The following is a 13,227-nucleotide window of genomic DNA, read 5'->3' on the forward strand; positions in this document are numbered from 1 at the left end:
TTAGACGCGAACTCCCACCGACCGGTCGTTCGAGTCCTCTCCAATGCGCGAGAAGTGCCACACCGTGTGCCGCTCGTTCTGGCTCTCCAGCGTCGCCGTGATGGTGTCTCCTTCGGTGAGATGCTCGATTTTCCGCTCGGTGTCGGAGTCATACTCTCCGTTCATCTCTACCGCCACGAGGAGTCCGGACCGTTCGGGGTCGAGGTCCTCCAGCCAAACGTCACCTTGGGCTTCGACGATGTCTTTCACCCGGTAACGCGATTGAATCTCGTGGCTCATCGTACAATGCACTCTCTATTCCACGGTATATGATTGTTGCGGAGACGCGGGGAGACGAACGAAGTCGTCTTTCTACACCGTGGGCCGAGGCGGCCGGGACCGTCCCGAGCGCGGCGAGTAGCGCCCCACTGCGCGCTATCGGGCGAGTATGCATTGTTCGTCGTCGGTTTCGTAGCGCTATGTAGTCGTTGCATCCCGGCGAAGTGGCCGGACTCGTCGGAACGGAGGCGGGATTGTGCCCCGGTCTCGTCGGGATTCGGACGCTACTCCTCGTCGGCCACGCTCGGGTGCATCTCCGGGTCGTCGTCGCGGGAGTCGGCGAAGTAATCACCCATCACGGCAAGCGAGTCGGCCTCGCGGCGCTCGCGCTCGGCGTCGTCGATTTCCTCGCATCCCGGCGGCACGTCGCGGCCGCGTCCGGTGAAGTACCGCTCGGGAGCCACCCAGTCGTGGTAGAATGGTCGGTCGTCGTCTTCTAGTAGCGTCACCGCGACTTCGGCCCCGTGTCCCGCGGCGACGATAGCCTGATGAGGCTTGCCCGCGAGTCGCCCGGCGGCGTACAGCCCCTCGACGCTGCTCCGTCCCCGCTCGTCGGTCGAGACGAACGTCTTGCCGCGCTCGACCAGTTCCAGCGCGCCGAGCGGTTCGAGGTAGTCGGTCGCGTTCTTCGTCGCGGCGACGACGTACCGGGACCGATAGCTGTCACCGTCGGCGGTCTCGACGACGAAGCGACGACCGGTCGTCGCTTCGTCGTCGCCGCCGTCGTCGGCCCTGCTCACTCGCGTCACTTCCGCCTCTCGGGACTCGCACCCGGCGCGCTCGGCGTGGTCGGCCATCGCGTCGAGCAGGAGACGGGCGTCCACGCCCGCCGGGAATCCCGGATAGTTCTCCAGTCTGGCGTTTCGCCGGAGGATGGAGCCGCCAGCGTCCAGAATCAGTGTTTCGAGGTCGTTCCGCGCGGTGTAGATGGCCGCCGAGCGGCCCGCGACGCCGCCGCCGACGACGACCACGTCGTAGGTGTCGTCCGCCATGTGTCTCGGTGCTATCTCGGAAAGGCGGGCCAATAGCGTCGTCGTTCCTCGGTCGATTCCTCGGCGTGGAAACTGTCTCTCTTTGGTGGCGTCACGACGGCGACGCGTCCAGTTTTCCCCCGCCGAAAACTACGTCACAGTGGACCCCGACCGTCCGCTATGGACGCAACCGCCCTCTCGGAGTTCGGCCGCCGCGACTGGGAGACGGAAACTGACATCGAACCGCTCCGATTTGCGATGATTGGACTCGGGTGGTGGACCCGCGAGGAGGCCATCCCCGCGACCGAGGAGAGCGACCGGTGCGAGACCACCGTCGTCGTCAGCGGCGACCGCGACAAGGCCGAAGACGTTGCCGAGGCGTCCGGGAACGCCGAGGTCGCGCTGACCTACGACGAGTTCCACGACGGCGCGGCGACCGACGAGTACGACGCCGTCTACGTCGCCACGCCGAACGCCAAGCACCTCGCGTTCGTCGAGTCGGCCGCCGAGTTCGGCAAGGCCGTCCTCTGCGAGAAACCGATGGAGGCGACCCCCGAGCGCGCCCGCCGGATGGTCGAGACCTGCGAGGGCGAGGTGCCCCTGATGGTCGCCTACCGGATGCAGACCGAACCCGTCGTCCGGCGGGCGCGCGAACTGGTCGCCGAGGGTGCCATCGGCGACCCGACGCTCGTCCACGGGAGCATGTCCCAAGACCTGCTGGAGATATTTTCGAACCCCGACCAGTGGCGACTCGACCCCGACCTCTCGGGTCCCGGCGCGTCGGTGATGGACCTCGGCATCTACCCGCTGAACACCGCGCGCTTCGTCCTCGACGCCGACCCCGTCGAGGTGTCGGCGCTCGCGCGCTCGGAGGGCGAGGCGTTCGCGGACGTGCCCGACGAGGCCGCCACCTTCCAGATTCGGTTCGACGACGGCACGCTCGCGGCTTGTTCGGCCAGCCAGCACGCCGTCCGTTCGAGTCACCTCAAAATCGTCGGCACTGAGGGCGAAATCAGCATCGAACCCGCCTTCTTCGACCGACAGGACCGCCACTTCGCGCTCGAAATCGACGGCAATCGCGCGAACGTGGAGTACGAGCAGGCCGACCAGATGCTCGAAGAGTTCGACTACTTCGCCCATCAGGTCCGGACCGGCGGCGACCTCCACGCCGACGGCCGCCACGGTCTCGTGGACATCGAGGCGCTTCACGCTATCTACGAGAGCGCGGCAAACGGGTCAAGCGTGGAGTTGTAGAGCGCACTCGTCGCACGCGTCGAGAGAACTGCAAAAAGTAGCGTTCGGTTCACACGCGCGAAAGAACGGCGTTCAGCCGAGAATGTACCCCAGTTTCGGGTACTTCTCGACCAGCACCTCGCCGCCGATTTCGTACTGCTCGATGATGGCGTCCAAGCCGAGGATGCGGCCCGCGCCGAACGCCGCGACGGCGAGGAACACCAGCATGTACGCGAAGTCGCCGTTGATGATGCCGTGGGCAACGTCCCAGTTGCCGAAGTAGAACATCAGCATCATGAACGCGCCGAAGAACGCCGCGAGGCGGGTCAGCGCGCCCACGAGCAGGCCGAGACCGATGAGCACCTCGCCCCACGGCACGGCGATGCTGAGGAAGTCGGCGAACCACGGCGTGCTTCCCATCCAGTGGAACACGCCCACCATCGGACTCTCGGCCGGGACCGCGTTCATCAGGTAGCCCGTCGCGCTGAACGGTTCGGCCGCCGTGACCTTGTCCCACCCGGAGTAGAGGAAGGCATAACCCATCATTAGCCGCAGTGCGAGGACGAACCACGCGCTCAGGCTGTGGGCCTTCCCGTGGACCGTGATGCCGCCAATCGTGCTCTCGAACTCGTTCACTCGGGTTTTGATGTCGTTAGTGGCCATCGTGAGTCACCTTACAGTTGAACGGACGACCGGGGAGGGTATATAAATGGACCGCGGTTCTCACGTTCCGAGAATAAGAGTTCGACAGCGAATACGTTAGACTTGTTGACGTGTACACTCGCCCCGGCGGCGTCAGTCCGCGCTTACCGGACACGACTCGTCGGCGTACTCGACCTGCGAGAGCGTTTCGATGGGGTCGTCGCCACAGACCGGACACTCGGGGTTCTGGCGGAACTCGACCTCCTCGAAGGTCATGTCCATCGCGTCGTAGAACACCATCCGACCGTCGAGCAGTTCGCCCGTGTCTAGACCTCCGCTCTCGCAGAGGAGGTACTTGATGGTCTCCGTGGCCTGAATGCACCCCAGCGTTCCGGGAAGCACGCCCAACACGCCGGTACTCGCGCAGTCGGCGACCATCCCCTCGGGCGGCGCTTCGGGGAACAGACACCGGTAGCACGGTCCCTCCGTGGTGAACGTCGTGACCTGCCCCTCGAACTTGTAGATGGCACCGTGGGAGAAGGGCGTCCCCGAGAGCGTGCAGGCGTCGTTGACGAGGTAGCGCGTCCGGAAGTTGTCCGTCGCGTCCACCACGAAATCGTACTCCGCGATGAGTTCTTCGACGCTCTCGGGTTCGACTCGCACCTCGTGAGTCTGTACGTCCACGTCGGGGTTCTGGTCGGCCACGAAGTCCGCGGCCGACTCGACTTTCGGTCGCCCAACGTCGTCGTTGCCGTGGATAATCTGGCGCTGGAGGTTGCTCAACTCCACCTCGTCGTCGTCGGCGACGCCGAGGGTGCCAACGCCCGCGGCCGCGAGGTACTGGATGGCCGGTGCGCCGAGACCGCCCGCCCCGATTACTAGCACGGCGGCGTCGAGCAGGGCCTGCTGGCCGTCGGGTCCCACCTCGTCCATGATGATGTGGCGCGAGTAGCGGTCGAGTTGCTCCGGGTCGAGCGAGAGGCTCATGGCCGACCGTTGGCCGTCTCGGCCTAAAAACCCGCCGCTGGTCAGGCCGTCGGCTGTTCAATTGGCGACCGATAAAAAGCGAGTTCGGCGGGTGCGAAGCGTGCAGTCTACGAGTGTTACTTCGCGCGACCCTGACCGCTGTTGTTGCTCGGGCGAGTGTGTTCCGTGCCCTTGCCACGCTGCTGGAGTCCGCGGTTGCTCTGGCCCGCACTGGTCAGGCCGCGGAAGGCCCGACCCTTGTGGGAGTCGTCGCAGATCCAGTTGAGGTCGTCGTCGTTCTCGATGGCGGGATGCTCGGGGTCCAGCAGAATCACTTCGAACCACTTCTGACTGCCGTCTTCGCCGACCCAGTAGGAGTTGAGCACGCGCAGGTTCTTGAACTTCCGACTGGAACGCTCCTCACCGATGCGCTGGAGGTTCTTGCGTCGGTAGATTCGGTTGACACCCTGTCGCTTCGTTCGGCGACCGGCCTTGAACCGCTCCTTGCGGGCCGAGCCTTTGCGAACGCTGACGCGAGCGACGACGACGCCCTGCTTGGCCTTGTAGCCCAGTTCGCGGGCCTTGTCGAGGCGGGTCGGTCGCTCGATGCGCTCGATGGCGCCTTGGTCGCGCCAGTCCTGTTTTCGCTGCCACTGGAGTTCGGCGAGGTCGCCGTCGTCCGGGTCCTTCCATGCGTCTTTGATGTGTGAGTAGAAGCTCTTTGCCATGGTTTATCACCACGGGCGTTGCGTGGTTCAGCCCGCGAGATGCGACGCATCTCGCGGGCCACATTCCGTCCTGCGGCCGACGGCGTGCGGAACCGCTCGGCGTTCGCCGCCCGAAATCGCGGCGAACGCCTCGCGCACTGCCCGCGGCCCACAGGTGCCCGCTGGTGCCCGTCTCCCAGCGAGTTAGGCGTATTTTGCGTGGGTTAGTGTTTAAGGCCTTCGCCTTGGAGCCATGTTCCGAATTGCGGTTTGATGGCGAGGCTTTGGCCAGTCGATGTGGTCTCTCCGGACGTTGTGGGTGCTTCGTGTTCTTTCGCGGACAACGGACGACCCCGCGAAAACCGAGTTCACCTATTCACTTCTTCACTTCTATCCAAGCGACACCACCATCGTAGTCATCGTAGATGCTGATACTCATCTCGCTTCCGTAATCGCTCGGATAGCTGGTAACGCTAGCAGGCGCGTCAACTCGAAATTCATCGTCCGTGTTGTCGTCTGCGCTCATGTCGATTTTGAGGTAGGCGTCCCCGCTTATATCGTAACCGTATCGGAGGTCCTGAGCGTCGTCGAGCAGTGCTCCTATGAGTCCATCTCCATAGTCATCTTTCGACCACTCACCGACTCGTTCCCACGATGCTGCGCTAGCTGTGCCAAGCACCGCTGTCGCACCCGACATCGTTGCAATAGTTGCTCCACTTTGTTTCAGTAGTTTTCTTCTATCCATGGCTACATGCTACGATTTTATCTCTTAATTAAAAAATATTTTTACCAGATTAGATTAGTTAAAATTATTATATTATATGGGATTCCGTACGTATTACTGCTATCTTGGTTCTATGGGCTATTTCCGGAACACCAGTCGTCTTAATCAGTAGTTGAACCAATATTCAATGTCTCGGAATGCGATTTATTTTGGCGGTCTAACCGCACGAGTAACTGCCGACTCATTGGCTGCGGTTCCTGCATAAACGCCCGGAAGCGCCTCGACGGACAGTGCGTTCACCACCACATCTCGGTCACTCCGCTAGACCATGCGGAAGGTTCGGTGAACTCGCGGTCGGACTCGACACGCGCCACCGCCCGCGCCACGCTTTTCCGCCGTTCGGAATCGTTTATCCTGTCGTTGCGAACGATGGTGAGTGATTCGTTGTATCAGTAGCCGTTCTCCCACTCGACACACGTCTAATTTGGGGTCCGGCGTCGAACCATCCTGCGCTCGCACCGCGTCCGTTTGCGTACGGGCGTTCGCATCGGTACGGCGACGAACGCTGTCACCGAGACTGGATAAATCACGAGTTGTCGTTTGCCGTTTCGGACCGTTTCACGGGGGACTCGGTGTCCTCGGCCAACCAGCGAGGATTAGCTACCTGATAACTAAGCACGTGGGCTAGAGATATGGAGACATGTTCGGAACTATCCGACGTGTGAGAACCGTCGAGAAACGGACGCGGTATCTCGGGGGACGATAGCGTGGCGATTCTCGAACTCGCCCTCGCCTTCTTTGTCCTCGCGGTCATCGCGGGGGCGCTCGGGGCGGGCGGCGTCGCGGGACTGTCGATGGACATCGCCAAGTGGCTCGTCATCGCCTTCCTCGTGCTGGCGGTCGTCTCGCTGGTCATCTGACCGCGCCCGCGAGGCCTTACGCCTCGGTCGCGTACTCGCGGACCGACTCGAACTCGCCGTCCGCGATGGCGTCGGCGAGCGCTTCGGCGTCCACGTCGTCGGGCACGAGTTGGGGGTACTTCCGGCGGAAGTAGCCGACCACGTTTTTTACGTCGCGTTCGAGGAACTCCTCGGCGTTCTCGTGGTCGGTCGGGGTCGCTTGGGGCCAGTCGAAGATGGTGATACCCTCCTCGTTGACGAAGACGTTGTACTCGCTCATGTCGGCGTGGACGTAGCCCTCGGCGTAGGCGTCGGCCATCTCCGAGAGGACGAGGTCGAGAATCGGGACCACCTGCTCGTCTTCGAGTCGCGTCCGGGAGAGTTCCACGCCGTCGATTTTCTCCATCACGATGGCGTGGCGGTTGTGGTCCACCGGCCGGGGAACCTTCACGTCGGGGTAGAGCGCTTCGAGGGCCTCGTACTCGCGCTCGGCGGCCTTCCGCGCGGTGTAGAGCCACGAGACGTGTTCGCGGTCGGAGGTGTAGTCGCGCTCCTTCATCACTTCCCGGAAGTTGGTGTACCCCTCGCGGTGGTACTTCAGCGCGAGCGGTTTGTACGACTGGACCTCGTACACGTCGCTCTCTTTGCCGACGCCGAGGGGCGACCCGAACCCCTCGACGCTCTCGCGCTCGGCGAAGGTGTGGAGCGCCAGCGCGTCGTAGCCCTCGAACTTGAGACTGTAGCCCTCGTACTGAATCGTCTGGCGCTGTATCAGTTCCCGGTCGAGACAGCGGTCGAGTCGGTACTCGACCTCCTCGGCGGTCAGCCGCGAGAACTCGGGAATCTTCTCGCGGGCGACCCACTCCGAGAAGCGCATCCCCTGCTCGATGCCCGACAGCAGGTGGAAGTCCTCGGGTTCCAACTCTGCCAGCATGCCCGCGACGTTCTGAACCATTACCGCTTCCTAAACGGTCGGTCGGTAAAAGCCCCGCGCGTCACGGAAACGAGGACGGTCCGGGAGCGGTCCAAACCGGCGACTGAAGCGCCCGCGCGCCGACCACGCGACGAACGACTTTTAAACGTCGCCGTTGCGTGGTGTTGTAAATCACATATTGCGATACAAAATCCTTCCGAGCGAGATAGCTCCGACGCTTCTCGCCGTCCACTCCCTCGCTCCCTCACCGCCCGAACGTCCCAGTGAAATCGGCGGAATCGCGGGCCTTCGCGCCGATTTCGTCCTCTACTGTCGGTCGAAGCGCGCCGGGTTCGGCGTCCAACTTCTCGTCTAACACGTACAGCATGAACCGGTACTCGTGGGGGTCGTCGCCCTCCGGCGGACAGGGACCGCGATACCCAACCTCGCCGAAGTCGTTCTCGCCTTGGCGCGCACCGCCGAGGTCCGGCAGTTCCTCTCGGGGCGCGACGCCCTCCTCGATTTCTACGGTGTCGGGCGGCAGGTTCCAGAGCAACCAGTGGGTGAACGTCCCGGCGGGCGCGTCGGGGTCGTCCACGACCACCGCGAGCGCCCCCGCGTCGTCGGGCGCGTCGTCGATGGTTAACTGGGGCGAGCGGTCCTCGCCCTCGCAGGTGTATTTTTCGGGAATCGATTCGCCGTGAGTGAACGCCGAGGTGCGAAACGAGAGGTTCGACACGGGAATCACTGTCTCGTCTCGTCGCCCGTCGTCATAGCACTGACGGCCCGCGGCGTCGCGCTGAAGGTAGAAATCTCTCCTTCATCGGTGACCGAACCGGACCGAAAAGAGAACGCGAAATCAGATGTCCACGTCGATGCCGCCAGCGTCGTCGCCGCTACCGGGGAGCGACCCGGCGATGGCGTCGGTGAACGTCTCCAAGCCGCGGGTCTGGTACCAGACGGTGCCGGGACCGGTGAACTCCATCACGAGGCCCTCGCCGCTGAGAAGGGTGCTCTTCAGACCGCCGACGCGTCGGGCGTCGAAGTCTACCGACCCCTCCCACGCGACGACGTTCTCGTTGTCCACGATGTATGACTCGCCGTGGTCGAGTTCTACCGTCTCGATGCCGCCGAACGCTTCGACGAAAACGTCGCCGGTGCCGTTCAACGCGAGCGGAACGAGACTCGCGCCAGCTAGCACCGACTTCAACCCGCCGAACTCCGAGTCGATGTCTACTTCGGTTCCGGACGCAAGGTACGCGCCGTCCACGGCGTAGAGCGTGTCGCCGTTGAGTTCGTGGTGGTAGATGTCGCCGGGCGTCGTCGGCGAGAGCGTCACCGTTCCGGTCTCGCCCTCGGCGGTGAACTCGTTCGCCATCAGCGATTCGCCGCCGAGCATCGACTTCGCGGAGTCCAGCAGGCCGTCCCGACTGGTCGTCGTCTCGATGGAAATCGACGGCGAATGGCTGACCATCGCTCCCGGTTCCGCGCGAATCGTCTCGCTGGGTCCGAGTTCGGCGACGAGGTGTGCGTAGGAGGGTCTGTGGGTGATTTCGAATTGCATGGTTGTTTAGACCGTGTTTCGCCCGGTAATTATCAGACCGAAGATATAGTTCTTGGGACCGGAGACCTGTGTGAGTCCGTGTCGGCGTCCGGTTCGCACCAGTCGTCGGGTCTGTTTCGGTTGTTGTCCGTACCGCCCTCGGGTCTCTGGCTATTGATTCCGAGCGTCGTCGCTTCCTGACTCGTCGGGTTCGCTCGTGGCGAACAGCCCGGCACAGACCGCCGCCCACGTCTTGGTCCGCTTCGCTCGCTTGGTACCGAGTCGGGACAGATCCATACAAAGTTTAGGCCGCCCTAAAACACTTAACTGTTCCGCTCGTCCTCGTCGTTGACGACCTCCTGTTCCGACTCACCGCGGGTTCGCAATCCACTTGGTCCCTTCCCGATAACGCTACTGCATGGCGCTGTCTGACCGGGAGTGGCGACTGGTTCGAGAGGAGTCCCGACGCGGCCCGCTGAACATGGCCTTGGACGAGATCGCCGCGCGAACTGCGGCCCAAGAGGGTCTCCGGACCGTCCGGGTCTACCAGTGGGACCCCAGCACGCTCTCGCTGGGCTACCGACAGGACCCCGACACCGTGGCGTGGGACTACTGCGAGCGCGAGGGTATCACCGTCACTCGCCGACCTACCGGCGGCGGCGGCATCTACCACGACCGATTCGGCGACATCTCCTACTCCATCGTCGCGCCCGCCGACGAACTGCCGGGCGACCTGATGGAGACCTACGAACTGCTCTGTGAACCCGTCTTCGACGCCTTCGAACGACTCGGCGTTGACGCTCAGTTCACCGACGAGAAACTCCCGGAAATCCACCAACCGGCCTGCTACCTGCGGGAACTCCACCCTGCACACGATATCGTGGCAAACGGCCGAAAGATATCCGGTAACGCCCAGTACCGCCGGAAGGACGCTGTCATCCAGCACGGGTCGCTGAAGTTCGACCTCGACGCCGAGCGCCACCTCTCGACGTTCGCCGACCCCGACACCTCGCCCGCGCAGTTCCGCGAGCGCGTGACGACGATAAATCGGGAAGCGGACGCGACTCGGAACGAGGCCGTCGAAGCGGTCGAAGCGGCCCTCCGCGAGTGGGCCGACGCCGACGAGGGGAGTTGGACCGACGAGGAACTGGGGCGCGCTGAGGAGCGCGCCGAAGCAAAATTCGAGAGCGAGGCGTGGGTTCGAGACCGCGAGGACCCGACGGAAAACTAAAACCCGAACGTCTCCGGTCCGTCGTCGTCGAACTCGTTTTCGATGACCTCGTGAATCTCCGAAATCGGGGGCTGGTCGCGCGACGGGTCGAGCGGATGCTCGGCGATCCACTTGTACCGGACGACGCCCTCCGAGTCCAGCAGAAAACACGACCGACGTGACCGGGGCGCGATCTTGAACGCGCGGTACGCCACGTCGAACGCCGACGAGAGTTCGAGGTCGGTGTCGGCGTAGAGGGGAAACTGGAGTCCGAGGTGGTCGATGAACTTTCGGTGGGTGATCGGGCGTGACTTGCTGACGCCGATGACCTGCACAGCGTCGTTGCTGGTGAACCAGTCGTAGTCGCGGAACGAACACCACTCCTCGATGCAGTCCGGACTGAAGTCGTTCGTGTAGAACGTCAGGAGGACGGGGGCCTCGGTAAGCAACTCCGAGAGTGCTGTCTCGGTGGTCTCTCCGTCGGGGTAGACCAGCGTCTCGGACACGTCTTCGACTGACTCGCCGACGGCCAAGCCGGTAGAATCGCTCATAGCAGTGTCTGTCGCGCCCGCGACTTAAGTTTCACTTCGTCGGCGAGCCGGACGCCGCCACCGACCGAGTGCCAACGTTTTCGCGGGGCGGCGGCGGCGAACGTTCTCGCGGCGCGAGCGGCGACACCGCTATACTGCCCGCGTGCGGTAGTAACTCCGCTCGCCCGTACCGGTGTCCACGACGCGGCGTTCCAGCGCACCGTTGTCCACGAGCCGGTCCAGAATCGAACTCACGGTCGCCACGTCCAGCACCCACCCGACGTGTTCTTCGTCCTCGAACGGTTGCTCGACGTTCGACTCCGACCACCCCGCCTCCATCACCACCTCGGTGACCTCCCGGACGTTGTACGCCTGCTGGTCGTGTTCTCGGAGGAACGTCAGGATACGCTCCTCGATGGAGTAGCGTTTACCGCCTTGCTCGAACCTCTCGCGGCTGATTGGCACACCGCCGATAGAACCTCCGGTTCAATAAGACTGCGGTTCGATAGAACACCGCACACGTCGATGTTCCGGCAGTTCGCCCCCAGTTCCGAAGCGCCTTTCACCCTCCCATACCTGCCCGGATACATGAGAGTTGGCGCGCACGAATCCATCGCTGGCGGCGTCTACAACGCCGTAGACGCCCAGATAGAGGACGGCGGGAACTGCGGACAGATTTTCACTCACTCCCCGCAGGTCTGGCAGGACCCGAACATCGACGACGACGAGGCCGAGCAGTTCCGCACGGTCTCGGCCGACAACGACGTGGGACCGTGGGTCATTCACTCGTCGTATCTCGTGAACCTCTGCACGCCGAAAGACGACCTCCGCGCGAAGTCCATCGACTCGATGCAGAAGGAAGTCGATGCCGCCGACAAACTCGACATCCCGTACGTCAACGTCCACCTCGGTGCCCACACCGGCGCGGGCGTCGAGGGCGGTCTCGACAACGCCGCCAGTGCGCTCGATGAGTTGGACATCCCTGAGGGCGTGACCGTCCTCATCGAGAGCGACGCCGGGTCGGGCACGAAGTTGGGCGGGGACTTCGAACATCTCGCGGAAGTCCTCTCACGCTCCGAGCAGGACCTCGACGTGTGCATCGACACGGCCCACGCGTTCGCCGCGGGCTACGACCTCTCCAGCGAGGAGGCCGTCCACGACACCATCGCGGAGTTCGACGAGGTGGTGGGTCTCGAACACCTCGAATGCGTCCACCTCAACGACTCCAAGCACGAATGTGGCACGAACAAAGACGAACACGCCCACATCGGCGAGGGACTCATCGGCGAGGAAGGCATGCGCGCCTTTATCAATCACCCCGACCTCGCGGACGTGCCCCTCGTCCTCGAAACGCCCCACGAGGACGGCAAGGGCTTCGCGTGGAACATCGAGCGCGTCAGAGAACTGCGAGCGGACTGAGCGACGCGTCCCTTTTTACCCGAGCGCGAAGGTCAACAGCCACAACCCCGACATCCCGGCGACTAGCGTCGCCAGAATGTCCTCGGTCCGCCACGCCACCAGCACCGCGAGCGCGCCCGCCAGCAGTCGCGGATTGCCGGGCGAGAGCGCGAGCGCGCCGTCAGCGTAGACGAGCTTTGGGACGACCAGCGCCGAGAGGACCGCCGCCGGGACGAACCGGAGCGCGCGCTCGACGCCCTCAGGCACGTCGTCGAGTCGGCCGAACAGCGCGACGAACGAGAGTCTGAGCGCATAGGTACCGATTCCTCCCGCAATGATGACGAGCCACACTCCGTCAGTTTCGAGCGGGGTCGCCATCTACGCCACCTCCCCGTCGTCGGCCCGGTCGCCGCCTGATTCTCTGCGGTCCTCGCCCTCGCCGCCAGCGTCGTCGGAGTTCACCGAGAACGCCGACTCGACGGCCAGTCCGACCGCGATACCGACGAGGGCCGCGACTATCAGTCCGAGGTTGTACGGCAGGCCGTTCGCCGCGACGGCGACGCCCCCGCCGACGACCGCGGCCGCGCCGGTCGCTCTGTCAGTCACCGCGGGCACGAGGACCGCGAGGAAGACCAGCGGGACCGCGAATTCGAGTTGCCACCCCGAGGGAATCTGTGCGCCGAGCAGGACGCCGACAATCGTGGCAATCTGCCACGCGACCCAGAGGGGCACCGCGACCCCGAGATAGTACCAGCGCCGACTCGTCTCCTCGTCGTTCTCGAACTCCAACAGCGAGACGGCGTAGGCTTGGTCGGTCAGCAGGTACGCGAGCGCGGCCTTCCACTTCGCGGACTGACGCCGGAAGTGGGGCGCGATGGACGCGCTGTACATTACGTGGCGGAGATTCACCACGAGGACTGTCAGGACGACGACCGCGACCGGTGCGTTCCGCCCGATTAGCTCTATCGCAGCGAGTTGGGAGGCCCCGGCGAAGACGACGACCGACATGGCGAGCGCCTGTATCGCGGACATGCCGACTCCGGCCGCGGCGACGCCAGCGACCATGCCGAAGGGGACGATTCCGAGGATGATCGGCGCGGCGACCCGAACGCCAGAGAGAAAATCTTCTCGTGGAGATGTCACTGTGGGTTCGTAGGTCCTGCCGGGGGTATC

At 63.8% G+C, this 13,227-nt stretch carries 18 protein-coding genes; 4 read left to right on the plus strand and 14 right to left on the minus strand.

What is annotated here, in order from left to right:
* Complete coding sequence (locus EP007_RS09570) at nt 1-279, minus strand: hypothetical protein (protein WP_128477442.1); 279 nt, start codon at nt 277-279, stop codon at nt 1-3.
* A gap of 263 nt (nt 280-542) precedes the next feature.
* The gene (locus EP007_RS09575) at nt 543-1,310 is read right to left on the minus strand and encodes an NAD(P)/FAD-dependent oxidoreductase (RefSeq protein ID WP_128477443.1); all 768 of its coding nucleotides are present in this window, start codon (nt 1,308-1,310) and stop codon (nt 543-545) included.
* A 159-nt stretch (nt 1,311-1,469) separates the two neighbouring features.
* On the opposite strand from EP007_RS09575, the gene gfo6 reads away from it, so the two are divergent.
* Entirely contained in the window at nt 1,470-2,543 is a 1,074-nt protein-coding gene (gene gfo6 / locus EP007_RS09580) for a D-xylose 1-dehydrogenase Gfo6 (RefSeq protein ID WP_128477444.1), read from the plus strand.
* A gap of 72 nt (nt 2,544-2,615) precedes the next feature.
* On the opposite strand, the gene EP007_RS09585 is transcribed toward gfo6, so the two are convergent.
* From EP007_RS09585 to EP007_RS09600, 4 genes are all read right to left on the minus strand, one after another.
* Complete coding sequence (locus EP007_RS09585; protein WP_128477445.1) at nt 2,616-3,185, minus strand: DoxX family protein; 570 nt, start codon at nt 3,183-3,185, stop codon at nt 2,616-2,618.
* A gap of 132 nt (nt 3,186-3,317) precedes the next feature.
* A complete protein-coding gene (gene ubaA, locus EP007_RS09590) occupies nt 3,318-4,151 on the minus strand; it encodes an SAMP-activating enzyme E1 (protein WP_128477446.1) in 834 nt (277 codons plus the stop codon).
* A gap of 116 nt (nt 4,152-4,267) precedes the next feature.
* Nucleotides 4,268-4,858, minus strand: coding sequence for a 50S ribosomal protein L15e (locus tag EP007_RS09595; RefSeq protein ID WP_128477447.1), 591 nt, complete (start codon nt 4,856-4,858; stop codon nt 4,268-4,270).
* A 355-nt stretch (nt 4,859-5,213) separates the two neighbouring features.
* The gene (locus tag EP007_RS09600; protein ID WP_128477448.1) at nt 5,214-5,582 is read right to left on the minus strand and encodes a hypothetical protein; all 369 of its coding nucleotides are present in this window, start codon (nt 5,580-5,582) and stop codon (nt 5,214-5,216) included.
* Nucleotides 5,583-6,334: 752 nt separating this feature from the next.
* Between EP007_RS09600 and EP007_RS09605 the strand changes: the two genes are divergently transcribed.
* The gene (locus EP007_RS09605) at nt 6,335-6,481 is read left to right on the plus strand and encodes a DUF1328 family protein (RefSeq protein ID WP_128478552.1); all 147 of its coding nucleotides are present in this window, start codon (nt 6,335-6,337) and stop codon (nt 6,479-6,481) included.
* Between the two features lie 16 nt (nt 6,482-6,497).
* Here the strand turns inward: EP007_RS09605 and EP007_RS09610 are convergent, their stop codons facing one another.
* The 4 genes from EP007_RS09610 to EP007_RS18195 all read right to left on the minus strand — a co-directional run bounded on the left by EP007_RS09610 (nt 6,498) and on the right by EP007_RS18195 (nt 9,213).
* Nucleotides 6,498-7,415 (minus strand): serine/threonine-protein kinase RIO2, encoded by a 918-nt coding sequence (locus tag EP007_RS09610; protein ID WP_128477449.1) that lies wholly within the window; start codon nt 7,413-7,415, stop codon nt 6,498-6,500.
* A gap of 223 nt (nt 7,416-7,638) precedes the next feature.
* Entirely contained in the window at nt 7,639-8,121 is a 483-nt protein-coding gene (locus EP007_RS09615) for a YbhB/YbcL family Raf kinase inhibitor-like protein (RefSeq protein WP_243700358.1), read from the minus strand.
* A 111-nt stretch (nt 8,122-8,232) separates the two neighbouring features.
* The gene (locus EP007_RS09620) at nt 8,233-8,937 is read right to left on the minus strand and encodes a TIGR00266 family protein (protein WP_128477450.1); all 705 of its coding nucleotides are present in this window, start codon (nt 8,935-8,937) and stop codon (nt 8,233-8,235) included.
* 150 nt (nt 8,938-9,087) lie between these two features.
* Nucleotides 9,088-9,213 carry a hypothetical protein gene (locus EP007_RS18195; RefSeq protein ID WP_281062923.1) on the minus strand — a complete coding sequence of 42 codons (126 nt, stop codon included), beginning with the start codon at nt 9,211-9,213 and terminating at the stop codon, nt 9,088-9,090.
* 121 nt (nt 9,214-9,334) lie between these two features.
* Here EP007_RS18195 and EP007_RS09625 point away from each other — a divergent pair, with 121 nt between their 5' ends.
* Nucleotides 9,335-10,147: a lipoate--protein ligase family protein gene (locus tag EP007_RS09625; RefSeq protein WP_128477451.1), complete on the plus strand. Its 813-nt coding sequence runs from the start codon at nt 9,335-9,337 to the stop codon at nt 10,145-10,147.
* Here the strand turns inward: EP007_RS09625 and EP007_RS09630 are convergent.
* Together EP007_RS09630 and EP007_RS09635 are read right to left on the minus strand one after the other, a co-directional pair.
* A complete protein-coding gene (locus tag EP007_RS09630) occupies nt 10,144-10,677 on the minus strand; it encodes a redoxin domain-containing protein (protein WP_128477452.1) in 534 nt (177 codons plus the stop codon). The genes EP007_RS09625 and EP007_RS09630 overlap by 4 nt on opposite strands.
* Before the next feature lie 129 nt (nt 10,678-10,806).
* Nucleotides 10,807-11,121, minus strand: coding sequence for a hypothetical protein (locus tag EP007_RS09635; RefSeq protein WP_128477453.1), 315 nt, complete (start codon nt 11,119-11,121; stop codon nt 10,807-10,809).
* 123 nt (nt 11,122-11,244) lie between these two features.
* Here EP007_RS09635 and EP007_RS09640 point away from each other — a divergent pair, with 123 nt between their 5' ends.
* Entirely contained in the window at nt 11,245-12,075 is an 831-nt protein-coding gene (locus EP007_RS09640) for a deoxyribonuclease IV (protein WP_128477454.1), read from the plus strand.
* Nucleotides 12,076-12,090: 15 nt separating this feature from the next.
* Here the strand turns inward: EP007_RS09640 and EP007_RS09645 are convergent, their stop codons facing one another.
* The gene (locus EP007_RS09645) at nt 12,091-12,432 is read right to left on the minus strand and encodes an AzlD domain-containing protein (protein ID WP_128477455.1); all 342 of its coding nucleotides are present in this window, start codon (nt 12,430-12,432) and stop codon (nt 12,091-12,093) included.
* Complete coding sequence (locus tag EP007_RS09650; RefSeq protein ID WP_243700359.1) at nt 12,433-13,197, minus strand: AzlC family ABC transporter permease; 765 nt, start codon at nt 13,195-13,197, stop codon at nt 12,433-12,435.
* Nucleotides 13,198-13,227 lie beyond the last annotated feature (30 nt).

This window comes from Halorussus pelagicus (assembly GCF_004087835.1).
In the GTDB taxonomy this organism is placed as follows: domain Archaea; phylum Halobacteriota; class Halobacteria; order Halobacteriales; family Haladaptataceae; genus Halorussus; species Halorussus pelagicus.

Coding starts and splice junctions, on each gene's coding strand:
- EP007_RS09640 (WP_128477454.1), top strand. CDS start 11,245: ATGAGAGTTGGCGCGCACGAATCCATCGCTGGCGGCGTCTACAACGCC.
- EP007_RS09620 (WP_128477450.1), bottom strand. CDS start 8,937: ATGCAATTCGAAATCACCCACAGACCCTCCTACGCACACCTCGTCGCC.
- EP007_RS09610 (WP_128477449.1), bottom strand. CDS start 7,415: ATGGTTCAGAACGTCGCGGGCATGCTGGCAGAGTTGGAACCCGAGGAC.
- EP007_RS09600 (WP_128477448.1), bottom strand. CDS start 5,582: ATGGATAGAAGAAAACTACTGAAACAAAGTGGAGCAACTATTGCAACG.
- EP007_RS09645 (WP_128477455.1), bottom strand. CDS start 12,432: ATGGCGACCCCGCTCGAAACTGACGGAGTGTGGCTCGTCATCATTGCG.
- ubaA (WP_128477446.1), bottom strand. CDS start 4,151: ATGAGCCTCTCGCTCGACCCGGAGCAACTCGACCGCTACTCGCGCCAC.
- gfo6 (WP_128477444.1), top strand. CDS start 1,470: ATGGACGCAACCGCCCTCTCGGAGTTCGGCCGCCGCGACTGGGAGACG.
- EP007_RS09570 (WP_128477442.1), bottom strand. CDS start 279: ATGAGCCACGAGATTCAATCGCGTTACCGGGTGAAAGACATCGTCGAA.
- EP007_RS09595 (WP_128477447.1), bottom strand. CDS start 4,858: ATGGCAAAGAGCTTCTACTCACACATCAAAGACGCATGGAAGGACCCG.
- EP007_RS09585 (WP_128477445.1), bottom strand. CDS start 3,185: ATGGCCACTAACGACATCAAAACCCGAGTGAACGAGTTCGAGAGCACG.
- EP007_RS09625 (WP_128477451.1), top strand. CDS start 9,335: ATGGCGCTGTCTGACCGGGAGTGGCGACTGGTTCGAGAGGAGTCCCGA.
- EP007_RS09630 (WP_128477452.1), bottom strand. CDS start 10,677: ATGAGCGATTCTACCGGCTTGGCCGTCGGCGAGTCAGTCGAAGACGTG.
- EP007_RS09575 (WP_128477443.1), bottom strand. CDS start 1,310: ATGGCGGACGACACCTACGACGTGGTCGTCGTCGGCGGCGGCGTCGCG.
- EP007_RS18195 (WP_281062923.1), bottom strand. CDS start 9,213: ATGGATCTGTCCCGACTCGGTACCAAGCGAGCGAAGCGGACCAAGACG.